Source organism: Corynebacterium glyciniphilum AJ 3170, assembly GCF_000626675.1.
In the GTDB taxonomy this organism is placed as follows: domain Bacteria; phylum Actinomycetota; class Actinomycetes; order Mycobacteriales; family Mycobacteriaceae; genus Corynebacterium; species Corynebacterium glyciniphilum.
The window spans coordinates 3,445,629-3,471,907 of the sequence record NZ_CP006842.1 but is presented as its reverse complement, the minus strand read 5'-3'; the positions used below and the strand labels follow the sequence as shown (position 1 = coordinate 3,471,907).

The 26,279-nt window shown below is 63.9% G+C and carries 26 protein-coding genes; 17 read left to right on the top strand and 9 right to left on the bottom strand.

From position 1 onward, the window contains the following. Positions 1 to 485 precede the first annotated feature (485 nt). Complete coding sequence (dnaB, locus tag CGLY_RS16095; RefSeq protein WP_038553696.1) at positions 486 to 2,003, top strand: replicative DNA helicase; 1,518 nt, start codon at positions 486 to 488, stop codon at positions 2,001 to 2,003. On the opposite strand, the gene CGLY_RS16090 is transcribed toward dnaB, so the two are convergent. Beyond that, positions 2,004 to 2,468 carry a MarR family winged helix-turn-helix transcriptional regulator gene (locus CGLY_RS16090; protein ID WP_038553694.1) on the bottom strand — a complete coding sequence of 155 codons (465 nt, stop codon included), beginning with the start codon at positions 2,466 to 2,468 and terminating at the stop codon, positions 2,004 to 2,006. Positions 2,469 to 2,564: 96 nt separating this feature from the next. On the opposite strand from CGLY_RS16090, the gene CGLY_RS16085 reads away from it, so the two are divergent. Genes CGLY_RS16085 through CGLY_RS16075 form a run of 3 tightly spaced genes read left to right on the top strand, consistent with a single transcriptional unit; the run spans position 2,565 to position 3,971 of the window. After that, the gene (locus tag CGLY_RS16085; RefSeq protein ID WP_038550655.1) at positions 2,565 to 3,110 is read left to right on the top strand and encodes a YceI family protein; all 546 of its coding nucleotides are present in this window, start codon (positions 2,565 to 2,567) and stop codon (positions 3,108 to 3,110) included. Between the two features lie 40 nt (positions 3,111 to 3,150). Next, positions 3,151 to 3,600: a fluoride efflux transporter FluC gene (locus CGLY_RS16975; RefSeq protein WP_081803988.1), complete on the top strand. Its 450-nt coding sequence runs from the start codon at positions 3,151 to 3,153 to the stop codon at positions 3,598 to 3,600. Beyond that, positions 3,597 to 3,971: a fluoride efflux transporter FluC gene (locus CGLY_RS16075; RefSeq protein ID WP_038550654.1), complete on the top strand. Its 375-nt coding sequence runs from the start codon at positions 3,597 to 3,599 to the stop codon at positions 3,969 to 3,971. The genes CGLY_RS16975 and CGLY_RS16075 overlap by 4 nt, the downstream gene beginning before the upstream one ends. On the opposite strand, the gene CGLY_RS16070 is transcribed toward CGLY_RS16075, so the two are convergent. Continuing rightward, positions 3,972 to 4,481 (bottom strand): hotdog fold domain-containing protein, encoded by a 510-nt coding sequence (locus CGLY_RS16070; protein ID WP_038550652.1) that lies wholly within the window; start codon positions 4,479 to 4,481, stop codon positions 3,972 to 3,974. Positions 4,482 to 4,673: 192 nt separating this feature from the next. Here CGLY_RS16070 and trxA point away from each other — a divergent pair, with 192 nt between their 5' ends. Beyond that, positions 4,674 to 5,036 carry a thioredoxin gene (trxA, locus tag CGLY_RS16065; protein ID WP_038550651.1) on the top strand — a complete coding sequence of 121 codons (363 nt, stop codon included), beginning with the start codon at positions 4,674 to 4,676 and terminating at the stop codon, positions 5,034 to 5,036. A 39-nt stretch (positions 5,037 to 5,075) separates the two neighbouring features. On the opposite strand, the gene CGLY_RS16060 is transcribed toward trxA, so the two are convergent. After that, positions 5,076 to 6,149 (bottom strand): NAD(P)-dependent alcohol dehydrogenase, encoded by a 1,074-nt coding sequence (locus tag CGLY_RS16060; protein ID WP_038550649.1) that lies wholly within the window; start codon positions 6,147 to 6,149, stop codon positions 5,076 to 5,078. A 119-nt stretch (positions 6,150 to 6,268) separates the two neighbouring features. On the opposite strand from CGLY_RS16060, the gene CGLY_RS16055 reads away from it, so the two are divergent. The 3 genes from CGLY_RS16055 (at position 6,269) to CGLY_RS16045 (ending at position 9,246) form a co-directional block, all read left to right on the top strand. Further along, on the top strand, positions 6,269 to 7,135 hold the full coding sequence (locus CGLY_RS16055) for a PspA/IM30 family protein (protein ID WP_081803987.1): 867 nt from the start codon (positions 6,269 to 6,271) through the stop codon (positions 7,133 to 7,135). A 262-nt stretch (positions 7,136 to 7,397) separates the two neighbouring features. Continuing rightward, positions 7,398 to 8,891: an MDR family MFS transporter gene (locus CGLY_RS16050; protein WP_174411426.1), complete on the top strand. Its 1,494-nt coding sequence runs from the start codon at positions 7,398 to 7,400 to the stop codon at positions 8,889 to 8,891. Beyond that, on the top strand, positions 8,875 to 9,246 hold the full coding sequence (locus tag CGLY_RS16045; protein WP_038550647.1) for a hypothetical protein: 372 nt from the start codon (positions 8,875 to 8,877) through the stop codon (positions 9,244 to 9,246). Before CGLY_RS16050 ends, CGLY_RS16045 begins: the two co-directional genes overlap by 17 nt. A gap of 9 nt (positions 9,247 to 9,255) precedes the next feature. Here the strand turns inward: CGLY_RS16045 and CGLY_RS16970 are convergent, their stop codons facing one another. Continuing rightward, the gene (locus CGLY_RS16970; RefSeq protein WP_052540477.1) at positions 9,256 to 9,930 is read right to left on the bottom strand and encodes a YdcF family protein; all 675 of its coding nucleotides are present in this window, start codon (positions 9,928 to 9,930) and stop codon (positions 9,256 to 9,258) included. A 108-nt stretch (positions 9,931 to 10,038) separates the two neighbouring features. Between CGLY_RS16970 and CGLY_RS18005 the strand changes: the two genes are divergently transcribed. Further along, positions 10,039 to 10,161, top strand: coding sequence for a hypothetical protein (locus CGLY_RS18005; protein ID WP_265101956.1), 123 nt, complete (start codon positions 10,039 to 10,041; stop codon positions 10,159 to 10,161). A gap of 42 nt (positions 10,162 to 10,203) precedes the next feature. On the opposite strand, the gene CGLY_RS16035 is transcribed toward CGLY_RS18005, so the two are convergent. The 5 genes from CGLY_RS16035 to CGLY_RS16015 all read right to left on the bottom strand — a co-directional run bounded on the left by CGLY_RS16035 (position 10,204) and on the right by CGLY_RS16015 (position 15,418). Next, a complete protein-coding gene (locus tag CGLY_RS16035) occupies positions 10,204 to 11,238 on the bottom strand; it encodes an FUSC family protein (RefSeq protein WP_265101955.1) in 1,035 nt (344 codons plus the stop codon). Between the two features lie 130 nt (positions 11,239 to 11,368). After that, positions 11,369 to 12,433 (bottom strand): baeRF2 domain-containing protein, encoded by a 1,065-nt coding sequence (locus CGLY_RS16030; RefSeq protein WP_052540476.1) that lies wholly within the window; start codon positions 12,431 to 12,433, stop codon positions 11,369 to 11,371. A 32-nt stretch (positions 12,434 to 12,465) separates the two neighbouring features. Beyond that, on the bottom strand, positions 12,466 to 13,359 hold the full coding sequence (locus CGLY_RS16025; protein ID WP_038550644.1) for an SDR family oxidoreductase: 894 nt from the start codon (positions 13,357 to 13,359) through the stop codon (positions 12,466 to 12,468). Between the two features lie 116 nt (positions 13,360 to 13,475). After that, positions 13,476 to 14,870, bottom strand: coding sequence for a GntP family permease (locus tag CGLY_RS16020; protein ID WP_038550643.1), 1,395 nt, complete (start codon positions 14,868 to 14,870; stop codon positions 13,476 to 13,478). Then, entirely contained in the window at positions 14,867 to 15,418 is a 552-nt protein-coding gene (locus tag CGLY_RS16015) for a gluconokinase (protein ID WP_038550641.1), read from the bottom strand. The genes CGLY_RS16020 and CGLY_RS16015 overlap by 4 nt, the downstream gene beginning before the upstream one ends. Before the next feature lie 193 nt (positions 15,419 to 15,611). On the opposite strand from CGLY_RS16015, the gene CGLY_RS16010 reads away from it, so the two are divergent. The 8 genes from CGLY_RS16010 (at position 15,612) to CGLY_RS15975 (ending at position 26,271) form a co-directional block, all read left to right on the top strand. Beyond that, the gene (locus tag CGLY_RS16010) at positions 15,612 to 16,976 is read left to right on the top strand and encodes a lipase family protein (protein ID WP_052540474.1); all 1,365 of its coding nucleotides are present in this window, start codon (positions 15,612 to 15,614) and stop codon (positions 16,974 to 16,976) included. A 28-nt stretch (positions 16,977 to 17,004) separates the two neighbouring features. Then, positions 17,005 to 19,284, top strand: coding sequence for a glycoside hydrolase family 3 C-terminal domain-containing protein (locus tag CGLY_RS16005; protein WP_052540473.1), 2,280 nt, complete (start codon positions 17,005 to 17,007; stop codon positions 19,282 to 19,284). A 226-nt stretch (positions 19,285 to 19,510) separates the two neighbouring features. After that, on the top strand, positions 19,511 to 20,509 hold the full coding sequence (locus tag CGLY_RS17280) for an SMI1/KNR4 family protein (protein WP_158407411.1): 999 nt from the start codon (positions 19,511 to 19,513) through the stop codon (positions 20,507 to 20,509). Between the two features lie 31 nt (positions 20,510 to 20,540). Then, positions 20,541 to 21,323: a hypothetical protein gene (locus CGLY_RS15995; RefSeq protein WP_038550637.1), complete on the top strand. Its 783-nt coding sequence runs from the start codon at positions 20,541 to 20,543 to the stop codon at positions 21,321 to 21,323. 310 nt (positions 21,324 to 21,633) lie between these two features. Beyond that, positions 21,634 to 22,524, top strand: a complete 891-nt coding sequence (locus CGLY_RS15990) for an SDR family NAD(P)-dependent oxidoreductase (protein ID WP_038550635.1) — start codon at positions 21,634 to 21,636, stop codon at positions 22,522 to 22,524. A gap of 5 nt (positions 22,525 to 22,529) precedes the next feature. Continuing rightward, complete coding sequence (locus CGLY_RS15985; RefSeq protein WP_081803984.1) at positions 22,530 to 23,960, top strand: MFS transporter; 1,431 nt, start codon at positions 22,530 to 22,532, stop codon at positions 23,958 to 23,960. Beyond that, a complete protein-coding gene (locus tag CGLY_RS15980; RefSeq protein WP_052540472.1) occupies positions 23,957 to 25,468 on the top strand; it encodes an AMP-binding protein in 1,512 nt (503 codons plus the stop codon). Before CGLY_RS15985 ends, CGLY_RS15980 begins: the two co-directional genes overlap by 4 nt. Then, entirely contained in the window at positions 25,465 to 26,271 is an 807-nt protein-coding gene (locus tag CGLY_RS15975; protein ID WP_038550634.1) for an SDR family oxidoreductase, read from the top strand. The genes CGLY_RS15980 and CGLY_RS15975 overlap by 4 nt, the downstream gene beginning before the upstream one ends. Positions 26,272 to 26,279 lie beyond the last annotated feature (8 nt).

The window sequence follows — 26,279 nt, the reverse complement described above, 5'->3', positions numbered from 1 at the left end:
AGACAACAGCATCGCCAGACAGGCCCGCCCCGGTCATTCCGACCGGTCGGCGGGCCTGTGGCGTATCCGGGCACGCGCTCACCGGTACTGTTGTGCACAGGACATCACCGCCCTGTGGATAACTGTGGACAACTCGGGATAGCCTCCGTCGATATTCGGGATTTATGCGCATATTTAGTTATGCCGTGACCTCGGAGAATGCTGCGATGCTCTCGCTTGGCCTGCGGTTACACATGTTGTCCACGGTGCCACCGTGTTTATATTTCACACTTTTGGGTCGTTCACCAGCGTGTTTGCGAATAAAGGCAGGTCAGTACGGTTTCTGTCCACAGGTTATCCACAAGCGGAACTGCGCGGATGCGGACGAGCGCACATTTTCTCCACAGTTCACGCACACCACCTGTGGACAACTTTCCCGCCGTAGTGCGTCGCGTAGGATTATCCGGAGGCCGAGGAAGTGCGAGGAGGGGGCTAGAATCATGGACATGAGCACACCGGAACGGGCACGCGACAGCTTCGCCGACGACATGGGGGACGCTCCCCTGCCGCCGGAGCCTGACCAGTGGGACAGTGAGGCTTTCGCGTCAGCGCAGCCGTCCGGCCAGGGTGGCTCCGGGGGGCGGGGAAGCTACAAGCGACGGGACACCGGCACCGGTGCAGGTGGCGCATTCGCCGAGCCACGACAGATGCCGCAGAACACCGAGGCGGAGATGGGCGTGCTCGGTGGCATGATGCTGAGTAAGGACGCCATCGCTGATGTCGTCGAGCGTCTTCGTCCGGACGATTTCTACCGCCCGGCACACCGGACGATCTATGAGACCATGCTTGAGCTCTACGGCGAGGGCATGGAGGTCGATCCCGTGATCCTCGCAGGGCGGCTGGACAACAACGCCATCCTCGACAGCGTGGGTGGCGCACCGTATCTGCACGAACTGTCCTCCAAAGTCCCGACCGCGGCCAATGCCGGTTACTACGCGGACCTCGTCGCCGAGAAGGCCGTCCTGCGCCGTCTGGTGTCTGCGGGGACCAGGATCGTGCAGTACGGCTATTCCGGGCTGGAGGGGAACGAGCTCGAGAGTGTCGTGGACCGTGCGCAGCAGGAGATGTTCAACATCACCAACGAGTCTGCGTCGGAGGACTACATGGTGCTCCAGGATCTGCTGGAGTCCACCATGGACGAACTGGATGCACTTGAGAACGGTGATGGCCAGGGTGAGGGGGTGCTCACCGGCTTCAGCGAACTCGACGAGATGACGAACGGTCTGCGCGGCGGTCAGATGATCATCGTCGCGGCCCGTCCAGGTGTAGGTAAGTCCACTCTGGCCATGGACTTCATGCGTTCGGTGTCGGTTCAGCAGAATCGTGCCTCGGTGCTGTTCTCCCTCGAGATGAGCAAATCTGAGGTGATGATGCGTGTGTTCTCCGCAGAGGCTGAAGTGCCGCTGTCGGTGATGCGTGGCGGCAAGATGGTGGACTCGCAGTGGGACAAACTGACCCAGCGGGTCACCGCCATCGAGAATGCGCCGATCTACATCGACGATTCACCCAACCTCACGATGACGGAAATCCGGGCCAAGGCACGGCGGCTCAAGCAGAAGCACGACCTCGGCTTGATCGTCGTCGACTACCTGCAGCTGATGAGTTCGGGTAAGAAGGTCGAGTCCCGTCAGCAGGAGGTTTCCGAGTTCTCGCGTCAGCTGAAGCTTCTTGCCAAGGAGGTTGACGTGCCCTTGATCGCGATTTCGCAGCTGAACCGTGGCGTGGAGTCACGTGGTGACGACGCGCTCCCGCGTGTGTCGGACCTGCGTGAGTCCGGCTCGCTGGAGCAGGACGCCGACATCGTCCTCCTCATCAACCGCCCGGACGCCCAGAACAGGGATCATGAGCGAGCCGGCGAGGCCGACCTGATTCTGGCCAAGCACCGCGGTGGCCCCATCGGCACGATCCAGGTCGCACACCAGCTGCACTACTCGAAGTTCTCGGACCTCAGCAGGGGAGTGTGACTACTCCTCGAACTGCTGGGCGAGGGTGGCGAGGATGCCGTGAAGGTCGGCAGCCTGATCGTCACTGAGGACGTCGAACATCATGCTGCGTACCGAGGCCACGTGGGAGGGGGCCGCATCCCGGATGGTCTCGAGACCGTGGTCGGTGAGGACCACGAACGCGCCACGGCCGTCGGAGTTGCAGGTCTCCTTGCCAAGGAGCCCCCGGTTCATCATGCGGGTGATCTGGTGCGACAGACGGGAGCGGTCCCAGGTGAGCCGGTCTGCAAGCACGGCCATGCGCATCCTGTGGCCGTCGGCCTCGGAGAGGTTCACGAGGACCTCGTAGTCGGGCATGGACAGGCCCGTATCGCGCTGGAGGTCCCGTGCCAGGGCGGAGTCCATACGCCGGGCCACGGACAGCCAGGATCGCCAGAGGCACTGTTCGGACTCGGTGAGCCAGGGGGTCGTCTTGCCGTTCGTCATGTTTCCCATTCAACCACAGCAATGAAGTAGTTGACACATCAACTACTCGGGTCTACTCTGGCCCCTGTATCGCACCCCACCAAGGAGAACATCATCATGAGCAGCATCAACGACTACAGCGGCACCTACACCATCGACCCGGCGCACTCCGAAATCGGATTCACCGCACGCCATGCCATGGTCACCAAGGTTCGTGGATCCTTCACCGACTTCACCGGATCAGCCTCCACCGGCGACGGTCTGGAAAACGCTTCGATCACCGTGGAGATCCAGGCAGGATCCATTGACACCCGGAACGCCGACCGTGACGGGCACGTGAAGTCGGCGGACTTCTTCGACGTCGAGACGTACCCCACGATCACCTTCGCGTCGACGGAGGTCCGTGCGGACGGCGATGACACCCTGGTCGTCACCGGAGACCTGAGCATCAAGGACGTCACCAGGTCGGTCACCATCGAGTTCGAGTTCGACGGGGAGGTTACCGATCCCTGGGGCAACAGCCGGATCGGCTTTGAGGGGTCCACGGAGATCAACCGCACGGACTTCGGGTTGACCTGGAACGCACCGCTGAAGAGTGACGGCGTGCTGGTGTCCGAGAAGATCAAGCTCAACTTCGATATCTCAGCAACGAAGAACGCCTGACTACCTGACTAATCCTGTCGGGTGTTCTAGCATCACGGACATGACTTCAGTTGTGTCCGCAGGGGAACAGCGCCGTTTCGGCGCCCTCGTCTTTGCCGGGGGAGCTCTCGGCGCATTCCTGCGATGGGCCTTCACCGTGGACACCGGCGTCGCGGGATCCCTCTGGCCCCTCCTGGTAGTCAACCAGGTCGGGGCTTTCGCCATGGGGCTTCTCGTCGGCGCCCTGCCGTTCGTCCGGGACATCGGGCGGGACGGCTCGCCGGGCCGTCGGAACAGGCTCCGCGTCTCCCTCGGTACCGGGCTGCTCGGGGGGTTCACGTCATACTCTGCGATCGCCGCCGCCACTGTGCAGGATGCTGGTGGTGTGCTCGGTCCTGTCGTTTACATCGTGGGGACGGTCGTGCTGGGGCTGGGCCTCGCCCGTGCCGGCATGTGGTGCGGCGAGCGCCTCGTGCCCGGTGACGGACACGTCGAGGGGGAGGATGTATGACCGGCCAGATCTCATTGGTTGCAGCCCTTCTGGTCGCCCTCGGAGGCGGTGTCGGGTCATGGCTCCGCTGGCGCATCGACTCGGCGATCAAACAACGTACCCGCAGTGACCTGCTCGTCAGCCTGTTGGTGATTAACACCCTCGGATCATTGATCCTGGGCGCCCTCTACGGACTGACGGACAGCTGGTGGCTGCTCGCCCTCGTCGGTACCGGGCTCTGCGGCGGGTTCACCACCTTCTCCAGTGCGTCGGCGGACGCGGTGCTGCTGTTCCGCCGCGACCGTGCGTTCCCTGCGCTCATCTCGGTGGTAGGGATGGCGCTCCTGGCAGTGGCCGCCTTCGCGCTCGGCCACTGGCTCGTCGTCTGGTGATCAGCTCTTCTTCGCGGAGATCCACACGTCGATCTCCGCATGGACCGGTTCATTGCCGGCGTCGTCGATCAACGCGATGTCGAGCGTCACCAGTTGGCCACCGGTCTCGCGGGTGATGGTGGAGAAGTCGGGGAACTCCGCCGTCGCGGTCACGGTCAGCCCGCCGGTGGACTTCGTGGGATAGTCGGCACGCATGCCGCGGGGCAACCAACGGTGGGAGGTGGGAACAGTGGACTCGCAGAGCATGCCCATGGCCGCTTCGGCACCGTTGAGTGCGGCGATGACGTGGAAGGTGCCGATGTGGTTGCGTACGCCCCACCAGTCGCCGATGCGTACTACCGCGCGTCCCGGTTCGGCGACGCGGATGCGGGGGAAAACCGTCCGGAAGTAGGGAGCTTTCAGACTGAAGCCCAGGGAGAACAGTCCGCGGCCCGGTGCGCTGCCGCTGAGCTTCTTCCACAATCTGTAGGTGCCGGTGGCGGAGCCATGTCCGGACGCATGAGTAGTCATGCATCCAGACACTATCCCAGCAGATTTCCCACCACAGGCGAACCGCAGCAGCGGTGACGCACATCCGCGAACACCGGTACCGTGGAGGGCGGTAACGGTAACGGTGGAATACCGCCCGTCCCCGGCGACGTTGTACGGGGTGCGGAACGAGAGCAAACCAACAAGCGAACCAACAGTCAGGAAGGTGCGGCCATGGCCACCACGACGATCACCAGTGAAAACTTCCAGGACACCATCCAGGGCGACGGCATCGTCCTGCTCGATTTCTGGGCGGAATGGTGTGGGCCGTGCAAGCGGTTCAGCCCCGTCTACGAGAATGTGTCCGAGAAGTACCCGGACTACACCTTCGGCAAGATCGACACCGAAGCCAACCAGGATATCGCCGCAGCGTTGCAGATCCAGTCCATCCCCACTCTGATGGCGTTCCGCGACGGCATCCTCGTCTACCGTGAGGCCGGCGCGTTGCCGCCGAAGGCACTCACCGACCTCATCACCGAGGTCGAAGGCCTGGACATGGACGATGTACGCAAGAAGGTCGCCGAGCAGAACGGCTAGGGGACCGGCAGGCCGGTGAGGCCTGTCAGGGGCGGACGGTCAGATGGTGTTCGCGTCGATGACGGCGCGGTAGCGCACCTCTGAGCCCAAGACCCGCCGATAGGCGTCGTTGACGCCGTCGGCGGCGATGAGTTCGATCTCTGCGGTGATGCCGTGCTCGGCGCAGAAGTCGATCATCTCCTGCGTCTGGGCGATGCCACCGATATTTGATCCGGCGACGCTGCGTCGGCGCCCGGTGAGCTGGTTGGCGCGGATGTTCATGCCCTCCGGGGGAAGGCCGAGCATCACCAGCGTGCCGTCCGGTGCCAGCATGCTGATGTACCGGTGGATGGGCAGTGCAGCCGAGACAGTGTTGAGAATCAGATCGAACTCATCGGCGTGGGCCTTGTGGAAAGTGTCGGCGGCATCCCCGCCGGTTGCCACGTAGGACGAAGCGCCGAACCGTAGTCCGTCGTCCTCTTTCGACAGCCCGTGGGAGAAGACCGTCACCTCCGCGCCGAGCGCGGTGGCGATCTTCACCGCGACATGGCCCAGGCCGCCCATACCCACCACGGCGACGCGTGAGCCCGGGCCGACACCCCAGTGTTTGAGGGGCGAGTACGTGGTGATCCCGGCGCACAGCAACGGTGTCATCGCGGCCATCCTCTCGCTGTCCAGGCCGCCGGCGACCTCCGGCATCCGGATCAGGAAGTCCTCCCGGCAGACGATGTGGGTCGAGTATCCGCCTTGCGTGATTGACCCGTCGTGCCGGTCGACACTGTTGTATGTGCCGGTCATGCCGTTGAGACAGTAGTTTTCCTCCCCAGCGGTGCAGGAGGCGCACTCGCCGCAGGAGTCGACCATGCATCCGATACCGACGATGTCTCCGACGGAGTACCGTGTCACGTCCGCACCGGTGTCCCGAACGGTACCGATGATCTCGTGGCCGGGCGCCATCGGAAAGTTGTCGTGCGGCCAGTCGCCGTTGACGGTGTGGATGTCGGAGTGGCAGATGCCGGACCAGCGGATCTCGATCAGGCAGTCGTCAGCGCGGAGATCGCGCCGGGTAACGGTACCTTTCGTCAGATCAGCTCCGGCCGAGGTGGCTTCGATACAGGCAGCAGTGGTAGTCATGCTCTCCGATGGTAACCGTCCGCACCGCAGAGGCGGGACGCGCGAGGCGAAAACCCTTTATGCTGGGGAACGGACCCGACCGGACGAGACCCGGACAAGACACCGTTAGGAGTACCGCCATGGCGAACCCCTTCTCGAAGGGCTGGAAGTACCTCATGCAGTCCCTCGACACCACGATCGAGGAGAACGCGGACCCGAAAGTTCAGATTCAGCAGGCGACGGAAGCAGCCAAGAAACAGCACCGTGAGGTCACGGAGTCTGCCGCCCGCATCATCGGCAACCGCAATAAACTGGAGATGACGCTCAACCGGTTGGTCAAAGACCAGGAGAAGCTGCAGAACAATGCCCGCACGGCACTGCAGCAGGCCGACAAGGCGAGCTCCGAGGGGGATTCCGCTGCGGCATCCGAGTACACCAACACCGCCGAGATCTTCGCGACGCAGCTTGTCACTGTCGAGCAGGAGATTGAGGACACCAAGACGATGCATGCCCAGGCGACTCAGGCTGCCGAGCAGGCCCAACAGCAGCAGCGACAGTCGGAGGCCCGGCTCAAGGAGCAGATGGGCCAGATCGATCAGCTGCGGGCTCAGGTGGACCAGGCGAAGATGCAGGAGAGCTCCAACCAGGCGCTGGAGTCAATGCAGGGTATCCAGGCGGATGACAGCGTTCCGACCCTCGACAGTGTCCGCGACAAGATCGAGGCCCGCTACGCCACAGCGCTCGGTGCCCAGGAGCTCACCGAGAACAGTGTGCGCGGCAGGATGGCCGAGATCGAGACCAGTGGGCAGGACATGGCGGCCTCTTCCCGGCTGGACCAGATCCGCGCGGAGCTTGCCGGTGGCAGTGCTGCCGGCGTCACGGGTGAAATTACCGCCGGAGAAGACGGCACTGGAGAGGATGGCGTAGAGGACGCGGAGGCGTCACCCGAGCCGTCATCTGACGACACGTCCGAGGCGGGCAAGCCCGGGGCGCCGTCCGGTCAGTAGCAGTCTGTACTGGAGGGTTGCGTCGTCCCCCCGCAACCTCTAGGATTGCAAAGCTTGAGCACGGGAGCGTGGTGTTCCGCCGAGAGGCGGCCCCGGGCACTCCGGATACTTGTGACAAGACCTCCGTACGGAGGTCTTTTTGGTTGCCTTCATCCCGAGCCAATCGCTGCGACGTGTCACTCGCCGTCGTAGCCCACCGGTGACGATGTCTCCACGGCTGGCCCGTGCGCGAACGTCGCCTTGCACCTTTGGGAGGACCTCCATGGCAGACACCAGAACCACGTCCGGCTCGCGCCCGGACACCACAGGCGTCAATGTCGGTCTGTTGATCGGCATTCTCGTTGCTGCGGCATTCGTCGCGATTCTTAACGAGACCGCTCTGTCGAACGCACTACCCAGCCTGATGCGCGAATTTGAGGTGGGGGAGGACGTCGCCCAGTGGCTGACGACGGTCTTCATGCTGACCATGGCGGTGGTCATTCCCACGACCGGCTATCTGATGCAGCGGTTGACGCTCCGGACGATCTACATCGTGGCCCTGTCGCTGTTCCTGGCGGGAACCGTGCTGGCCGCCGTGGCACCGGTCTTCGCGGCGCTGCTTGCTGGCCGCGTCCTGCAGGCCGCGGGGACGGCGCTGATCATGCCGCTGTTGATGACCACGATCATGATCCTCATTCCGGTGGAACGCCGTGGTTCCGTCTTCGGACTGGTCACGATCGTGATCGCGGTCGGGCCGGCGCTCGGGCCGACATTCGCGGGTCTGGTCCTCGAGCTCGCGAGCTGGCGGTGGATCTTCCTGGTGATGGTGCCCCTGGCCCTGCTGGCGCTTGTCATGGGTATCTGGCAGATCCGGAACTTCGAGGAACCGAGCCGTCCGCCGTTCGATCCGGTGTCCGTGCTGCTGTCTGCGGTGGGTTTCGCCGCGGCGATCTACGGTCTCTCCGGTCTCTCCAAAGCTGCCGAGGGATTCCCGACGACGGCGGTCGTGTGCCTGGTCATCGGCGCTGTCGTCCTGGTCATCTTCTTCCGGCGTCAGGGCACGCTGATGCGTGCCCAGGCCGCTGGTGACCACCGCGCGCCGCTGATGAACACCACTCCGCTGAAGATCCGCGAGTTCTCCTGGTCCCTGGGGCTGATGCTGCTGTCGTTCGGCTCACTGTTCGGTTTCATCATCATCATGCCGATCTTCGGTCAGAACGTACTGGGCCTCTCCGAGTTGCAGACGGGTCTGGTCACCCTCCCCGGCGGCATCATCATGGGGGCGATGGGCCCGATCGTCGGACGGTTGTACGACGCCCACGGAACGCGTCCGCTGATCATTCCCGGCGGCGCGCTGCTGGTGGTCGCGATGGGCCTGCTGCTCATGCTCGACGAGAACAAGACCTTCTGGTACCTCGCCGCAATCGCGGTGGTGCTGAACATCGGCCTGTCGCTGCTGATGACGCCGTTGATGTCGAATGCGCTCGCTGCGGTCCCGAATGAGATCTCCTCGCACGGTTCGGCGATCCTCAACACTCTGCAGCAGCTCGCCGGTGCGGCCGGAACCGCGTTGTTCATTGCCGTCATGGGTATCGGTTCAGCGAACTCCACGGCCGGGACGCCCACAGGGGCGTTGGTGGACGGTGTTCACGTGGCCTTCTTCCTCGGTGCCGGCATCGCCGTGCTCGTGTTCGTGCTGACCCTGGTGCTGCGTATCGATGCGCGGGACATGGCCGCCACGGCCGATGAAGATCAGCGAGATGAACAGAACGCCTGACCGGCGGGTTCTGACCGTCGTCATCGCGCTGCTCGTGGCACTGATCGCTGTCGGGGCAGCGGTGGTGTGGTGGTACGGACAGTCGTACCTGGAGCGCGCCGGGGGACTGCGTGAGTCTGAGGCCCGTACCCACTGCGGTGACGAGGTCCGCTGGGAGACCGGGTACGGCAAGGACGCCGAACTGGATCTGTGGGGGGCCAGGGTCGACCAGGACGGCGACCGGTGGATCATTGACGGCCAGGTGTTCGCGGAACACCTGGACGGGGTTGAGGTGACGCATGGAGCGCGCACGGACGGCGAGCAGTTCCGGTGTCTGGTCTCCGCGGACCGGGTCGTCGTGGAGATGGTGGACTGACCTGGCGTGTCAGCCCCGACCGCCGACGTAGCCGAAAGCCCGGAGACCGGCGTCACGGTAGTTCTTCAACGCCCGTAGATAGTGTGGGTCGGACGTGACGACGATCGCGGTTCCTCCCCTCTCCGTGATCGTCTCGGCGGTGTACTTCACATTCTGCAGGGTGTTGCCGGCCTCTTCCTCAAGAATGATCTCGTTGTCGACAACCATGTCTGTCAGAGCGTCCTTCATGACGGCAGCTTCGGACGGGCAGTCCTCGCGGGTCTGTCCGCCGGTGACGATCACGGGGTTCTCCGGGTGCTCGGCGAGGAGCGTGGCGGCGGCGTGCAGCCGGTCGGTGAGCACCTGAGGTGTCGAGCAGTCCTCCTGCAGTTGTGCGCCGAGAATGACCACGGGCGCTGTGTCGATGTGCCGGAGAATCGAGTGCGCCAGGGGAGTGCGGACGAATTCGGAGTCCGTGATGTTGTAGACCTGCTGTTTGGCTGCTGCGACGAGATCGTCGACAACGGAGACGGAACCGGACACCGCACCCGAACCCGAGACGCTGCCACTGGAACCGAGGGAGCTCGACGAGTCTGCCAGGGCCGGGGTGGTCGTCGTGACGCCGACGGTCAGTGAACAGGCAAGGACGGCGGCGGTCAGCCGACATCCCCGTTTCCGAGTGGACGACGGTGAAGGAAACGACACAAGAGCTCCTGGAAAGTTGAGGGCACTCGACGCAGTGGCGCACGTAGTGATAGCAGCATAACTGACCCTCGTAGGCGCGGAAAGCCCCCGGAACTGTGGATCTACCTCATGAACGTCTCGCTGCTCGTCGGCGTGGAGATCGGCAGTGGGGTCGAACGGGCCCGCCAACTCCAGGCCGGCACCCGTGAGGAAAGCACGGAGTCGTCCGGCCCCCGGCACGATGCCGACTGAGGTTCCGGCGTCACCACGGCCGGTGACACCGCCACGCCGACGTCAGCTGCTCGCAGCCTCTCTGGCTTCACGGCTCGACGCCACGTCATCGACGATCTCGACGATGTGCTGGAGGCCGGTGATCATCGTCCCGTAGACGGGCCAGTGCCTCGTCGGCAGATTCTCATCATCCGAGAGCTCCTCGGTGAGTTGCTTCAGGCGGGATGACAAGGACTCCACTTCGGCATCGGGGTCCGCCACCGCCCGACCGGCGTCGCGGGAGATCGACGCCCACTCTTCGCGGAAGCGGGTGTCCCACTCTCCGTCCGCGTAGGAGGCTTCACGCAGCGTCCGGGCGAGGTTGCGCAGATGGGACGCGCCTTCGTCGGCCCGTCGCAGGATGTCCTCCCAGCTGGCCTCCTCCGGATCCGGTGTCTGTCGATCCTGGGCCCGCGCCCGTCGCAGCCGTGACAGATACGACCGCGGGTTAGCCCGACGACTCTCCCGGGCGAATCGCACTATCGACCAGGCTGAATTGAGTTCCCCGGTGATCGAGTCGGTTTCATCGATCCAGGCATCCGCACGGTCCGTGTCCCAGGACGACGCGAACTCCTCGCCCATGTTTTCCAGGACCGACCCCATTCTGCGATTCACACTGTCGACGTACCGTGATGCCTGCCTGTCACGCAACGGAGGCAGGACCAGCAGGTTCACCACGACTCCGACCAGGATGCCCACCCCGATCTCGAGGATACGGTCGCCGAACTGTTGCTGTTGCTCGGAGAAGCCGTCGCTCAGGATGAAGATGGACATCGTGGCAACGGTGACGCCTTCATCGCGGATCCACCGCACCCGTGCCAGCACCAGACCCACGAACAGGGCCAGTGCGTACGTCCACAGGGAGACTCCCAGGAACGTGCCGACGAGGAAAGCGACCCCGATGCCTAGGAGAGAAGCGATGGTCGACTGCACACCGCGCGACAGGGTGCGGTATGCCGTGGCATCGATGGTCAGGAGGGCGACCCAGGGAGCGAGGAAGGGGAAGCTTGTGTTGAGGAACGTCACGGAGACCCACCACGCCGCCGTGGCGGCGATCACGCATTTGGTGATCTGCAGTCCCGCGGTCGACCCCTCCGGGCTCCTGACCGTATCCCAGAGGCGGCCAAGGAACCCGTGGTCGTCGTTCCGTATCCGGGTGTTCAGGACCGGCCCCCGTCGTCAGTGCGGATCATCCGTTCAGCTCCGCAGAACCGAGTTCATCGGGCGCCTCGAAGCGCAGGACGGCCGCGATACTGCCGGGCAGCGGGGCATCGATCAGGGCGACGTCGGCGTCAACCTGGGCGCTGCTGACGACGGCTTCGCTTTCGCCGCGGGTGGGAACGTCGTAGTTGAGCAGCAGTGTCTCCACCGCGCCCATGCCGGCAGCCTGCATCACGGCGTGCACACCCTCCGCACTCCGGCCACGTGCGCGGGCTTCTTCGAAACGCTCAGCCTGGGCGAGTGCTGCACCAGCGGCGATGTCGCTGGCGATGGCACCGACCGCCTGGTCGAGGGCTTCTCCGGCATTGTCTCCGCTGGTGTCGGCGAGTCCGCCCTCGTCCGTTTCCTGGACGATCTCGGCCAGCGCCGGGGACAGCTCCTCCTTCACCGCGGTGCGCCCCTGGGTTTCGCCGGCGAGGACGAGGACATCGGGTGACCAGGTACGGGCGGTGGCATCCAGGTGCTCGGCGATGCCGCGGGCGTTCTGCTTGACCGCTTCGTCTGCCCGACGTTGGATGTGGTTGTGTGACAGCGCGCCTTCGCGCGGCTTCCGGACCGGTTCATCACTGCGGTTCTCGACGACCTCCTCGCCGGACTCGTCGAGGTTCTTGTCCCGGGTGGCGACGAGTCGACGCACCACGGCGCCGGTCTGGTCTACCACGGCCAGAAGGATACGGACAGCTCCGGCACGTTCTCTGACGTAGGCGGAGAGTTCAGGTATGTCGCCAAAGGCGGAGGCGTCCCCGGCCCCCGGGCGTGCGTCCCACGGCTCATTGAGCAGGACGCCGCCGGCGTGGGCGACGATGACGCGTCCGTCGACCTGGATCTCGGTGATATTGCGTACGGACAGGGCATCGTCCACCGGCGACAGCAGCTGCTCGTCGGCACCCGCCTCGGTGAGGTGCTCACGCTGGGCGTTCCAGCGCAGTCGGATCTGGTTCTCGGCGTCCTCGGACGGGGTGTGGCCCTCCAGGTAAACGGTGATGAAAGGCCCCTCGGCGTCGCTGATATCCCGGATGGTATCGAGTTTCATCGTACTGTTCCTTTCTGCGGTGCTGACGGTGTTTACGGGGTCATCTGGCCGCCGTTGACGTGGATCGTCGATCCGACAACGAAACTGGATTCCGGCGAGGTCAGGAAGACGTATGCGGGGGCAAGTTCGACGGGCTGGCCTGCTCGGCCCAACGGCGTATTGTGGCCGAACTCAGGCAGCGCCTCCTTGGGTTGACCGTCGGATACCTGCAGAGGTGTCCAGACCGGCCCGGGTGCCACGGCGTTGACGCGGATGCCCTGCGGAGCCAGTTGGGTCGCCAGTCCCTTCGTGAAGTTGTTGATCGCCGCCTTGGTCGATGCGTAGTCCATCAGGTGGTCCGACGGGTCGTAGGCCTGGATGGAGGTCGAATTCACGATCGTCGCACCGGCGCTGAGGTGGGGCAGGGTGGCTCTCGTCACCCGCACCATGGCGTGGAGGTTCACCTCGTAGGTCTGCTTCCACTGCTCGTCGGTGATGTCGTCGAAACGAGGTACCGAGATCTGACGCCCTGCGTTGTTGACCAGGGCGTCGAGTCCGCCGAGTTCCTTGACGGCCTGTTCCACGAGGTCCGTGCAGTACCGTTCATCGGCGAGGTCGCCGGGCAGCAGGACGGCGCGTCGCCCTTCCGCCTCGATGAGGTCAGCGACGCGGCGGGCGTCCCGTTCTTCGTCGGGAAGGTAGGCCAGCGCGACGTCGGCACCTTCACGGGCGAAGGCGAGCGCAGTGGCCGCGCCGATGCCGGAGTCTGCACCGGTGACCAGCGCTCTCCGCCCTTCCAGGCGTCCGGTTCCGCGGTAACTGGTGGCCCCGATGTCAGCCTCGGGGACCAGTTCGGCGTCCAGTCCCGGTTCGGGCTGGTGTTGCTCGGGCGGCTCGATCCTCGGGAAGCGGGTGACGGGGTTGTTGAAGGTCAGTTGATCGGTCATGGCTCGTGCTCCCATCTGCATATCGCTTATCGGGAAAGTGCCACGACCCTACCAGTAGCGTGACCAGCAGGTATGCGGGCCACCCGGAGGGGTGGCCCTATGTGTGGGGGGCCGGGTCAGATGACCAGGTGGACCAGCAGAACTACGCCGAGGGCGACGACGGAGAGCACTGTCTCCATCAACGACCACGTTTTCAGCGTCTGCGGTACCGTCATGCCGAAGTACTCCTTGACCAACCAGAAGCCGGCGTCATTGACGTGGGAGAAGAACACCGATCCGGCGCCGATCGCCAGCACCATCAGGGCGACTTCGGTCGACCCCATGCCGGCGGCGACCGGTGCCATGATACCCGCGGCGGTGACGGTTGCCACGGTCGCTGAGCCGGTGGCCAGGCGGATGAACACCGCCACCAACCATCCGGCGATCAGCGGCGAGACCGGCGCGCTCTGCACCCATTCGCCGACGACGTCGGCCACGCCGGTGTTGACCAGCGTCTGCTTGAAACCGCCGCCCGCGCCGACGATGAGGATGACCCCGGCGATCGGTCCGAAGGCACCTCCGATCTGGTCGGAGACCTCCTGTCGGGTACGTCCCACGCCGAAACCGAGAAAGAACATCGCCAGAAGAACTGTCGCGAGTAAGGCGACGATCGGTTCGCCCAGGAACTCGAAGGTCTTGTACACCACCGAGTCCTCGGACACCTGCAGCGATTCCACGACGGTGCGTGACAGCATCATCACGACCGGGAGCAGCACCACGGCAAGACCCCGGCCGACCGAGGGCCGGTCGGAACCGGTGTTCTCGGTGATGTCCTGCCCGGAGATGGCGGTGGGGGCCTCGATCGGTACCCACCGTGCCATGACCTTCGCCGATAGCGGGCCGGCGATCGCCACGACGGGGACGGACACCAGCAGACCCAGTGCCAGTGTGAGGCCGAGGTTCGCGCCCAGGGCATCCACGGCGATCAGGGGGCCGGGGTGCGGGGGCACCAGGGCGTGCAGGGCGGAGAGTCCCGCGAGAGCCGGAATACCCAGCAGCATGACCGGGAGCTGGGACCGACGGGCGGCCAGCATGACGACAGGGATCAGCAGGACGATGCCGACCTCGAAGAACAGCGGGATACCCAGCAGCATCGCCAGCCCGGCGATGACCCAGGGTCGTAACCCCGGGGCGGTGCGGTCGAGGAAGGCGTCGACGATACTGTCGGCGGCCCCGGATTTCACGAGGAACTGCCCGATCACTGCTCCGAGGGCGATGAGGACACCGACGTCCCCGACGGTCCCGCCGAATCCTTCGGTGAAACTGCCGAACGCCTCCACCAGAGGCGTACCGGCGACCAGCGCCAGGACGGCTGAACCGATCATCAGGGACAGGAACGGGTTGAGCTTCGCCCAGACGATCAGCCCGATGATCAGGGCGATGCCGATGACAGCGGCGACCACCAGCTGGGTGTCATCGGCGGTGCCGGCTGATTCCGCGTCGGCGGCGAGGAGGGTCAGCGTCGACATCATTGCGGCCGTCCCTCGTGGGCGAGCACGGTCAGTGCGTCGATGGACAGGATTTCCGCGGCGAGCGACTCGGGGGTCTCGGTGGCGTCGACCGTGATGCCCTTCTCATCGGCATCGAGGCCTTCGAGGGTGTCGAGTTGGGAACGCAGCAGTGACGCCGGCATGAAGTGGCCTTTGCGCACCTCCATACGGGCGGCGAGAACGTCCTCCGGGGCGTCCAGCAGAACGAAGAACTCGTCGCCGACGGCCTCACGCAGTACATCGCGGTAGGACTTCTTCAGGGCTGAACAGGTCACGATGGTGGAGTGGCCCTTCTCTGCCTGGGCGGTCATCCAGTTCCGCAGTTCCTGCAGCCAGGGCCAACGGTCGTCGTCGTTGAGCGGCTGGCCGGAGCCCATTTTCTTCTTGTTCGCCTCGGGGTGGAATACGTCGGCCTCGGCGTAAGGGACGCCGGTTCGCTGTTCGAGCTGTTCGGCGATCGTGGTTTTTCCGCTGCCGCTCACACCCATGATGACGAGGTGGACGGGGCGGGGCCGGGTTGTATCGGACATGGCACTCGTTTCTGGTTGGACGGGTGGTCTTGCGGAGACTGTACTCCTGCAGCCCTCCACGGGGAAGGTTCCGAATGTGGCCGTCTCTGTGTTTTCGTGTGGTTTCTTCTCGTACGCTCAGCGCAGCACGATTCCGGCGTAGGTTTGACAATAAACGTAGGCGGAACAATATACCGTCGGAGGAGAGATGGCTATGGGGATCCTAGGCACTGTGGTGGGTAGGGCAGGGGTGTCGGGCGTGCGGGGACTGGCGGTACTGGCCAGCGCAGCGGTTGCGGCGGCACTGGCGGTGTCTCCGGTGCAGGGGCAGACCCTGCCGTGGGGAGGTCAGGCATCCCGGGTCGAGGCTGACGACGTCGACCCTTTCTATGACGCTGCTGGCCTGACCCCGGGTGCACCCGGAACGGTGCTCCGCACAGTCACCGCGCCCTATGCGCCGGCTCCGTCGGGTCCGGACGGACACCAGTTCGCCGTGCCTGACCGGGTGCAGAAGATGATGTACTCCACCACCGCCATGGGCGGTGATCCCGTTGCTGTCAGCGGCTACATGGTGGAGCCGACGGTGCCATGGACAGGGCAGGGGAACCGTCCCACGGTGGTCGTGGGGCGGGGCACGGTCGGCCAAGGGGATCAGTGCGCCCCCTCGCGGAACTGGCCTCTGGACAACCAGCCGGATCCGGTGGATTCCGGGCGCACGGTGGCTCTGGAAGGTGCGTATGACTGGGTGTTCGCCGGCCACGGAGTCCGGGTGGTGGTGACCGACTACGTGGGAATGGGTACACCGGGGATGCACACCTACATGAACCGGGCGGAACAGGCCCACGCGATGATCGACGCGGCCCGCGCGGCCCGCACTCTCGTCGAGGAACACGGAGATGAGTTCGGGTCCGTTGGTTTCTACGGGCATTCCCAGGGTGGTGGCGCGTCGACCGCCGCGGTCGAAGCAGTCGCCGACTACGCCCCGGAACTGGACGTTGTCGGCGCCTACGCCTCGGCCCCGCCCGCTGACCTGGAGTCGGTACAGCGCACCATCGACGGATCGAACCTGGTCGGCGCGATCGGCTTCACCATCAACGGTCTCAACGCCCGGTACCCCACCTTGGCCGCCGAACTCGACACCCACCTCTCCGAGCATGGCCGTGATGTCCTCGATGACCTGGCCGGCATGTGCACCGACGAGATCGGGGACACCTACGGGTACCAGACCACCGAACAGTGGACGGCGGACGGTCGTCGGCTCGACGACCTCCTCGGGGAGATCCCCGAGGGTGTGCGGGCCATGAACGAGCAACGCATCGGCACCGGCACGCCCGCCGCACCGACGATGATCGTCTCGGGACGCTACGACAAGACAGTCGCCTACGGTCAGGCACGCGAGCTCGCCGCCACGTGGTGCTCGGACGGGGCGCCCGTCGTCTACCGCGACGACATCCTCCCCGAGATCAGCGATCAGAACCACTTCCTCCAGGCGGTCTCCGGAAGCACCTTCGGTATTCCGTTCCTGCTCGACCGGTTCCACGGGCGCCCGGTGACCGGCACCTGCGACTTCCCGGCGTGAATCCCCGTACACCAGTACAAAGGACACCATGACCCACCACACCCCATCCACCACAGACGACACCACCGGAATCGCGGCCCTGTCGCTGGCAGACCGCGCCGGGCTCGGATCAGGCAGAAATTTCTGGCAGACCAAGGACATCGGTGACGTCCCGTCCATCACATTGACTGACGGGCCGCACGGGCTGCGCAAACAGACCGGTGGCGTCGACCACCTGGGGCTGTCCAGCAGCGTCCCGGCCACCTGCTTCCCGCCGGCCGCCGGTCTCAGCCAGAGCTGGGATCCCGGACTCGTGGAGCGCGTTGGCGCCGCACTCGCCGAGGAAGCGCAGGCTGAGGACGTCCAGGTTCTCCTCGGGCCGGGAGTGAACATCAAACGGTCACCACTGGGTGGGCGCAATTTCGAGTACTATTCCGAGGATCCGCACCTGGCGGGGGCGCTTGGCACCGCCTGGGTCACCGGCCTGCAGGACGGAGGCGTCGGGGCAAGTCTGAAGCACTTCGCGCTCAACAATCAGGAGCACGACAGAATGCGGGCGAGTTCTGACGTTGATCCCCGGCCACTGCGGGAGATCTACCTGCGGGCCTTCCGGAAGATCGTCGAGGACGCCCGCCCTTGGACAGTGATGTGCTCTTACAACGCTGTCAACGGGGTGCCCGTCCGGCACAGCCGCGAACTGCTCACCGACATCCTGCGCGGGGAATGGAGCTTCGACGGTGTGGTCGTCAGCGACTGGGGTGCAGTCGGTGGGCGGTTACGGTCCGTCGCGGCAGGCCTTGACCTGCAGATGCCGTCGGACGGCGGGACGGCGGACGCTGAGGTCGTGACGGCGGTCAGCAACGGGCAGCTCGATGAGGACGCGGTGACCGTCGCGGCGGAGCGTGTGACGGCATTGGCCCGCCGGGCGACCGCGGCACGCCGCGAGACCTCTTTCGACGATGAGACCGTGGAGAAACACCATGCACTCGCACGTGAAGCTGCGGCGAGGTCCGTCGTCCTGCTGAAGAACGACGGTGCGGACGGACGGCACATTCTGCCGATTGCCGCCTCTGGGGTGACCGGTTCCGTCGCCGTGATCGGTCCCTTCGCCGAAACGCCGCGTTACCAGGGCGGGGGAAGCTCCCATGTGAACCCCACCCGTATCGATTCGCCACTGGAACTCCTCAAGGAACGTCTGGCTGCACCCGTGACTTATGCCGCGGGTTTCACCACCGACGGGTCAGGGCGTGACAGCGGACTGCTTGCCGAAGCGGTGGAGGACGCCGCGAATGCAGACATCGCCGTGGTCTTCCTGGGCCTGTCACCGGACCAGGAATCCGAGGGCTTCGACCGGACCGACCTGTCGTTGCCGCCGGAACAGCTTGGACTGTTGCGTGCTGTGCGTGCGGTGCAGGAACGGGTGGTTGTGGTGCTGTCCCACGGTGGCGCGCTGGACCTCGGGGAGGTTTCTGACCTTGCTCCGGCGATCCTGGACGCCAACCTGCTCGGGCAGGGCGGTGGCGCAGGAATCGCCGATGTACTGACCGGAGAGGTGAATCCGTCCGGCAAACTCACCGAGACCCTGCCTGCCAGGTTGGCCGACACCCCGGCCTACCTTGACTTCCCTGGTGAGCACGGGCACGTCCGTTACAGCGAAGGGTTGTTCGTCGGTTACCGCTGGTACGACGCACGCAACCTGCGTGTCGCCTACCCGTTCGGGCACGGCCTGTCCTACACGACCTTCGAATATGACGAGGTCTTCGGTCAGCCGGATGACGACGGCGACGGCATCACGGTCACCGTCGGGGTGAGCAACACCGGACGTCGCGCCGGCCGCGAGGTAGTGCAGGCCTATGTGTCCGTGCCTGATTCTGACCAGGTCAGGGCGCCTAGGGTGCTGGCCGGGTTCGGTTCGGTCACCCTGGAGCCGGGTGAGCGTGAGGAGATCGAGATCCACCTGGACCGGCGTGACCTGGAGTACTGGGATGTGCGGGTGGGCCGTTTTGTCCTGGAACCGGGGCGCTACGTGGTCCACCTTGGGTCATCCAGCAGAGATCTGCGCGGGTCGGTGGAGGTCGATCTGGAGGGTGAGGAGGTGCACGTTCCGCTGACTCTCGAGTCGACACTCGGAGAGGCGCTGGCGGTGCCGGCGGTGGTGGACGCGCTCGGGGACGTTCTCGGCGGGATGACGGGGGACGGCGGTGACGGTCTGGGCGTCGACATGGTGAAGATGATGGCGAGTATCCCGCTCGACCGGATCATCACCTTCAGCGGTGGTGCAGTGACTCGTGAGCAGCTGGAGGAGCTGCTGGAAAAGGCGAATTCCTAGGTAAGGCGGTGAATAGCGCCCAAAGATGCTCTCGGCTCAGCCGTCGTCGTATAGGTCAATCGCCAGAACACGTCCGATAGCCCGGTTGCTGAACGGGCAGTGTCGGAAGGACGTTGGGCTGGCGTGGTCTCACTATGAGACGCTGGAAGAACGCGGCTACTACAGGAGGACTTGTACAATACCGCCCCCATACTTGCGGGTACGCCATCTGGGGCGGAGGAGCAAGATGAAAAGGGCATTCATGCACGAAGGAAAAGAAGATCGCAGCCTAGAATTTGCACACCCAGGAAAACCATGCGACGAGGCAAGACTCGCGAATATTGAGTCCACCCTCGGGAAAGTCCTGCCACCACGCTACCGCGAGGTAATCATGACCACCGGGGGAGGGATTCTCGGGATAAATACTCGAGTAATTCTTGACTCACATTCTTCCAGTAGAGATGATGAGGTATTTCATATCGATCAGATGTGGGGAAACGGGGCAACAACTAACGGATCCGATAACAATATTGACAGTGTTGTTCCGTTCCTCGCTGACGAATATCAAATTCCTGATTCAGTTCTTCTTTTCGCGACCTCAAACAGCGGAATGCACGGTTATTTTGTCATCAACTATTATCTCGAAGGATATCCTCCAGGCTCGGTTCTTTATGTCGACGATGAGATCAACGGGCAGATAACCAAGATTTCCGACACGTTCGATCAATTTATTGGCAATGTCCAACAAGATACAGAAAGCCCCTCAGGTAGGGACTACGGCACCCCGCAACTTACTCCCGTTGAGGGCGCAAAGAAAGGTGCACTTTCTGAAGATCTGATCCGCATGGTTGACACCGCCCCTGTCCGAGATGCCGAGGAATTAGTGCGGGCTGCCGCCGCTCAGAAAGTCTCTCAAGAGAAGCCATATGCCATCGGTTCTGATGAGAACTCAAAGATATTACTCGATATATTCATGTGGCTACTTAGTGGCTATAGGCCAGTGTGGAATTTTGATGATTTTGCATTTGGCCGGAAAGAGACGAGTTCTCCGAATTTCGACACCATAATTAAAGACTGCTTCAGCACTGGCGAAAACTATATGGGGTTTAACTATTCTCGATTTAAGCTGAATATGTGGTGGGACGATCGCGTGGGTAATGGATTCCTCGTCAATTCCGGGCAGGGGTACCAGTTTAAGGAGGACTATCTGAACTCCTTGTTCAACACTCTGCGCGAGACCCTCTGACTGTGCATTTCTACTGGATCAAAGGAGCACTATGACCAACTTCTTTCCCCGCACGGGTGCTTGTGCTGCCGTAACGATGACCGCGGTGCTGGGCCTGACCGCCTGCACTGGAGATGATTCAGCCACGACAGTGTCGAGCATCCCCGCCTCGGCGAGCGGGGCTGCATCATCCGGCGTCGAGTCTGCAGAACAGCACGGAGACCACTCTTCGCTACTTGTCGGCGATCAGGACACACCCGAAGGTTTTGTCAGGACCGATCTGACAGCGGAGTTCGCTGAGACCGCCGACCTGTTCTCCGTTCCGGAGTTCCCCTCGATCCAGGGCTCGGTCACCCCGGAAGAGTGTGCAGCGCTGTCGACAAGCGTCGGTGATGTTTTCCCCTTGTTAGGTGGTGATGCGCCCTCAGCGGCGATAGCCAGCTTTGCCGACGATACGTCCGCCGACGGTGATTCTGAGCGCGAAATCATGGTGTTCGTGGATACCTCTGGTGCCCTTGGGGCGCCGGTGGACATGGACAACTGCTCCGAGTTCACTCGCACCGGCGGCGAGGGGGACTATGCCACCACGATGCGGTACACCGCCGAGTCGCGTGACCTCGAGATCGAAGGGGCTGACACCCTCGCGGCAGCGCAGTTGTCGACCTCAGTGGAGGAAGGCCAGATGGTCGCTGGAGGTCCCGCCGACGATGCGACGGCGGATATCGTCGTGGGTACCGTGGGAGATACGACGTTCCTTGTGTCCTCGTCTGTACCAGGGATGCAGGAAGAACTGGATACGTTGGCTGCTGCGCAGGTCAGGACACTTTCTGGGTAGTCCGGACTTTTCGACCCCGGCTGCGCCTCTACCGGGATGAGAGGGGGCACGGGCGAACGGCGTTGATTCACCGGCAGTTGCGTGCGATGGGGATGGGCAGCTGGTGTCCAAGACTCCCGCGGACATGTTCGGCTGCCCGGTACCAGGTGCTGATCGTGCCTCCCAGGGAAGACGGTGCGGGGGGGATCTGCCGGGGGGCAGACACGAAGACACCGGCGAGAACGTGTCACACAACAAAATCTTGACACTGGTGAGACTAGCGTCACATAATACTCGTTAGTATTGCAGGTGGAAACGAGAGAGGCGTGACATGGAAGAGTTTGCAGGACAGGTTGCCGTCATCACCGGCGCAGGTGGGGGACTGGGCAGGGCCCACGCCCTCGCGCTGGCGGAACGCGGTGTCAAAGTCGTGGTCAACGACCTCGGAAACGCCGGTGCGGTGGTCGATGAGATCATCTCGGCGGGCGGAGAAGCCATCGCCAGCGACGCCGATGTCTCCGATGTCGATGCCTCCGCGGCGATGATCGAGGCCGCGGTACAACGGTGGGGCCGCATCGACATCCTCATCAACAACGCCGGCATCCTCCGCGACAAGAGCTTCGCGAAGATGGAACTCGCCGACTTTCGCACGGTCGTGGACGTCCACCTCATGGGGTCGGTCAACTGCACCAAGGCAGCGTGGCCCCACATGGTCGAGCAGGGTTACGGGCGAATCCTCATGACCACCTCGGCCTCCGGTATCTACGGAAACTTCGGCCAAGCCAACTACGGCGCGGCGAAGTCCGCCCTGGTCGGACTGGCCAACGTGCTCGCCATCGAGGGTGCGCGCAAGGGAATCAAAGTCAACGCTCTGGCGCCGACGGCTGCCACGCAGATGACTGACGGGCTGATCGACGAAGACGCCGCGGCCAAGCTCGGCCCCGAGACCGTCGCCCCCGGCGCCGTCTTCCTCGTCTCGCCGGACGCACCGACCGGCGTCATCCTCGGTGCAGGTGCCGGTGTCTTCGCCGTCTCCCGCATGCTCGAGGCCGAGCCCGTGGCCTTGCCTCCCGAGGAATGTACCGCCGAGGGCATTGCTGCCCGATGGGACGAGATCTCGGATCTCGGTAATCCCCACACACTCGGATCGGCCTTCGACCAGACTGCACTCTACGTGCGGATCGTGACCGAATCGTCCGTCGTCGTCGGCGCGGAGAGGTGAGTCCTGTGTCGATCAAGAACGCTCCCGCCGCCCTGGGATCCATCCACACCATCGCCACGCGCAAAGCCATGCTCCGGCTCCTGCCGATCCTGTGCCTCGCCTACTTCATGTCCTATGTGGACCGCACCAATATCGCCATGGCGAAAACCCAGTTGCAGGCCGATGTCGGCATCAGTGTGGCGGCCTTCGGCCTCGGCGCCGGGCTGTTCTTCATCACCTACGCCTTCCTCGAGGTCCCCAGCAACCTCATCATGTTCCGGGTCGGGCCCCGCCGGTGGATCTTCCGTATCGCGGTGAGCTGGGGCACTGTCACCGCCTTGATGATGTTCGTGAACAACGACATCACCTTCTACCTGCTCCGGATTCTGCTCGGCGCCGCTGAGGCGGGGCTGTTCCCGGCCATGATGTTCATGATCACGCAGTGGTTCGCCCAGAAAGACCGGGCGACCGCTATCGGGTACACCTATCTCGCTGCGACGCTCGGCATCTTCTTCGGCGGCCCCATGGGTGGGGCATTGATGGGGATGCAGGACACTCTGGGTCTCCACGGTTGGCAGTGGATGTTCCTGGTTGAGGGAGCACTGACCATCCTCGTCGGGTTCGTCATCCTGGTCATGCTGCCGGACAAGCCGCAGACCGCCGCGTGGTTGAGCCAGGAGGAGGCCGACGCCCTCACCGACGCCGCCACCGGCGGGGATGAGGCCCATGAACGCCATTCTCTCAAAGGCAACATCAAGGTCGCCTTCGGACGTCCCTTCATCCTCCTCGTTGGCCTGATCTACTTCCTCAACCAGGTCACGAACAACGGCGTCACCTTCAACGTCCCCTCCATTGTCGAGGAGATGAACGTCAACAGCACGTTCACGGTCGGTCTGCTTAGTGGCGTCACCGGCATCGGTGGAACCATCGGTGTCCTTCTCATCCCCAGGATCGCGAAACGCTACACCAACGAATCTGCGATTATCGGCTACCTCGCCATCGGCTGTGCCGTCGCCGCTGCGCTGTTCCTCATGACGTCCTCCCCGGTGATCCGCATCGTCCTCATCGGAGTCCTGGGCTTCCTGTTCATCGGGACCCTGCCGTTGTTCTGGTCGGTGGCGATGCCCCGGATGACCGGACTGATGGCCGCCGCTGGCCTGGCGTTCATCAACACGGTCGGACTGACGGGAGGATTCGTCGGCCCCTATGTCTTCGGCCTGGCGGAGACCGCGTCCGGCACACCCACCACCGGTTTCTGGATCATCATCGCCGTCTCCATCATCGGTGGGCTCCTGGCCATCGGATTGGGCAGGGCCCTGAAGAGTGAGGACCGGGCGATGGCCAAGGAAGCAGCGCTGGCAGCGGCCACACAGACCACATTCCGACAATCGGATATCAATGACCGCTATGTCGGCGATGCGCGCGAACCCAACGTAGACCTCAAGGAGAAGCAGTGACCGAACAGTACGCAGAGCCCGAACTCGGTTTCCCGTTGTCGGGGATCCCCGGCTTCTATGCGGCGGAGATGCCGGACACAGTGGTTGCGGAAGCCGGTGGGGAGACGCTGACCTGGCTGGAGCTGGATCGACGGAGCAACGGGATCGCCCGTGGCCTGAGAGAGAAAGGTTCGGAGCGCGGCCGCATCGTCTCGCTGTTGATCCCCAATTCCATCGACCTGATCCTGGCGATCTTCGCCTGTTATAAGGCAGGCGCCAGCCCGCAGGTGCTCTCGCCACGGATGACGCTGCACGAACTGACAGCAATCCTGGACCTCGGTAACCCTGCTGCCGTCATCGTCGCCGAGGACGGCAGCGGCCCCGACCTCCCCGGCACCGTGACCTTACCGGAGCTGGCTGAGCGACAGTCTGAGGACAGCCTGGACCCGCAGACCGCCATCGCCTGGAAGGCCCCCGTCTCGGGCGGTTCCACGGGGCGGCCGAAGATCATCCTGTCGGGCCGGGAGGCTGTCACCTCGGACGTCGACCCGACCTTCTGGGGTATCGGGCCACGGGAAAGGTCGCTGATCACCGCGCCCCTGTTCCACAACGCGCCACTGAACACAGCGCTGTGCAGTATCTTCCGTGGCGGTTCCGTGTCCCTGCTGAACAAGTTCGACGCCGAGGGCACCCTGGCGGAGACTGACCGTTTCGGCGCCACCTGGATCTACCTCGTTCCCACGATGATGCGCCGGATCATGGCCCTGCCCGAGAATATCCGGGCGTCGTACTCATTGGCGTCTGTGCGGTCTTTCTGGCATTGCGCAGAACCCTGCCCAGCCTGGCTGAAGCGGGAATGGATCGAGTGGGTGGGGGCCGAGCGTCTCTGGGAGCTGTACGCCGGTACAGAAGCAGAGGCCGGCTGCACCATCCGCGGCGATGAATGGCTGGAGCACCCAGGGTCGATCGGTGCCGTCACCTGGGGAGAGATCATCCTGTTGGATGATGACGGCAACGAGATCACCGAACCCGATGTTGCAGGTGAGGTATTTATGCGCCCGCCGGAGGGCATGCCGCCGACGTACCACTACATCGGTGCGGAACCGAGGACACACGGTGGCTGGTCGTCACTGGGCGACATGGGCCACTTCGACACCGACGGCTACCTCTACCTCCACGACCGCAGCTCCGACATGGTCACCGTTGGTGGCGTGAATATCTACCCTGCCGAGGTCGAGGCGGCACTGATGGAGCATCCCCGAGTACTTACCGCGGTCATCATCGGCCTCCCGGACCCGGACACGGGCAACCGGCTGCACGCCATCATCAACACCACCGGCAAAGGGGTCGCAGACGACGACATAACGCAGTTCCTCGGCGATCGTCTGTCACGCAACAAGCTGCCGAAGACCTACGAGACTGTCAGCGAACCTCTCCGCGACGATGCCGGCAAAGTGCGGAGACCCGCACTTCGCGCGGCCAGGCTAGCTACCCTCGGAAACACCGACGATTCCAGAAAGGCATCATGACCACCACGAACTACTTCGACATCTCAGGACGCACCGTCCTGGTCACCGGTGGTGCACGGGGCATCGGCCTGATGATCGCCGAAGGGCTTCTCCGCGCCGGCGCCACCGTCCTGGTGTCCACCCGTAAAACCGATGCTGCGGAGGACGCTCAGCAGGCGCTCTCGGAGTACGGGAACGTCCACGCGATCGCCGCGGACATCTCGACCGAAGAAGGATGCCGGGAACTCGCCGAGCAGGTCAGAAGCCACACCAACCACCTCGACGGCCTGGTCAACAATGCCGGTGCGACCTGGGGCGCCGCCTTCGACGAATTTCCGCCCTCCGCCTGGGACAAGGTGCTCGGGGTGAACGTCAAGACCCCGTTTGTGCTCGCTCAGCTCGTGCGTCCGTTGCTTGAGGCCGGCGCGGGTGCTGATCCGTCCCGCATCATCAACATTGGTTCCATCGATGGCCTGGCTGTCCCGAACTACGAGAACTACTCCTACTCCGCCTCCAAGGCGGCGGTGCACCACCTGACCAAGCACATGGCATCCACGCTGGCCCCGTCGATTCTGGTGAATGCCATCGCTCCCGGGCCGTTTCCGACGAAGATGATGAAGTGGGTCATCGACGAACGTGGTGAGGAGATGAACAGAGCGAACCCTCTCGGGCGGTTGGGGCGACCTGAGGACATCATCGGCCTCGTGACGTTCTTGTTGTCTCCGGCGAGCTCCTTCATCACCGGCACGACCATCCCCCTCGACGGCGGGCTGACGTCCACGATGTCCGTCGCCATGTACGACCCGATCAACACACAGAACTGAACCAAGGA